At 70.3% G+C, this 1,156-nt stretch carries 2 protein-coding genes and 1 pseudogene; all 3 read right to left on the bottom strand.

The window, feature by feature from the left end:
* Positions 1-335 (bottom strand): ATP/GTP-binding protein (locus tag ABZU99_RS34875; RefSeq protein ID WP_355955379.1); only part of this gene is annotated, 335 nt, incomplete at its 3' end.
* The gene (locus tag ABZU99_RS34870; RefSeq protein ID WP_355955377.1) at positions 316-966 is read right to left on the bottom strand and encodes a DUF742 domain-containing protein; all 651 of its coding nucleotides are present in this window, start codon (positions 964-966) and stop codon (positions 316-318) included. The genes ABZU99_RS34875 and ABZU99_RS34870, both read right to left, overlap by 20 nt.
* A gap of 82 nt (positions 967-1,048) precedes the next feature.
* Positions 1,049-1,156, bottom strand: a pseudogene (locus tag ABZU99_RS34865) (roadblock/LC7 domain-containing protein); the annotation flags it as partial.

Below are 1,156 nucleotides of genomic sequence, written 5' to 3'. Positions count from 1 at the left end.
ACGAGGACGACGGCGCCGATGGCGCCGCGGACCAGGTCGTCCCACATGAACCAGAAGCGGTCCTGGCCGGGGGTGCCGAACAGGTACAGGATCAGGTCCTGGTCGAGCGTGATGCGGCCGAAGTCCATGGCCACCGTGGTGGTGGTCTTGTCCGGCGCGTGGGTGAGATCGTCGATCCCCGCCGAGGCGGAGGTCATCACGGCTTCGGTACGCAGCGGGTTGATCTCCGAGACCGCGCCGACGAACGTGGTCTTGCCCACGCCGAAGCCGCCCGCCACCACGATCTTCGCGGAGGTGGTGGAGCGGGCTGCACCGCTAGAGCTTGCGAAGTCCACTGAGCACCCTTTCGAGCAGTGTCACGTCAGGCTGTCCGCCGGCGGACTCGTCGCCGCCGGGCTGATGAATGGCGACGAGCCCGGCCTCGGCCAGGTCGGCTACGAGGATTCGGGCGACGCCGAGGGGGATGGTGAGCAGTGCGGAGATCTCGGCGACCGACTTGATCTCGCGGCACAGATGGCAGATCCGCTGGTGCTCGGGGAGCTGGCCCTTGAGCTGTGCGGGTCCGGCCGTGGTGTGCACCAGCGCCTCGATGGCGAGCTGGTAGCGGGGCCGGGTCCGGCCCCCTGTCATGGCGTACGGGCGCACCAGAGGGTTATGCGCGGCGCCCGCGGGGGAAGGATCCGGGGCGCGGCGCTCAGGCGGCTGTACGGGTTGGATACGGGGCGGGGGCGGCGGATCGTACATGGGCCCCTCCGAAGGGGCGTAGGAGGGCGTGTACGGCCCCTGCTGGGCCCGCTGGGGCCGCCGCTGCGGGGGCGGCTCGTGCGGCTGCTGCTCGGGCGGCTCCTGGGAGCGGGCCTGACGGCTGGGCGTGGAGGGGAAGTTGAAGCGCTTCAGCGGGGCTTCTCCGCGCGGCTCGGACGGCTGCCCATGACCGTACGGATATCCGCTAGGGGGCGTTGCCACGTGTCCTCCTCCAACTCGCCTGCCTTGCCGGTCGCGCCACCGCACCCTATGGCGCGGTGGCGCGAAACGCACTCCATCTTTGCTAGTTGAGAAGACTGCCTTGCAGTTCGGCGCGCAGGTCCGGGGTGAGGACGTTGCCCGCGCGGTCGACCAGCAGGGCCATCTCGTAGCCGACGAGGCCGATGTCGCA

This window comes from Streptomyces sp. NPDC005266 (genome assembly GCF_040607655.1).
Lineage (GTDB): Bacteria > Actinomycetota > Actinomycetes > Streptomycetales > Streptomycetaceae > Streptomyces.
Note: the sequence above shows the minus strand (reverse complement) of the source record. Positions and strands in the feature narration are given on the sequence as shown.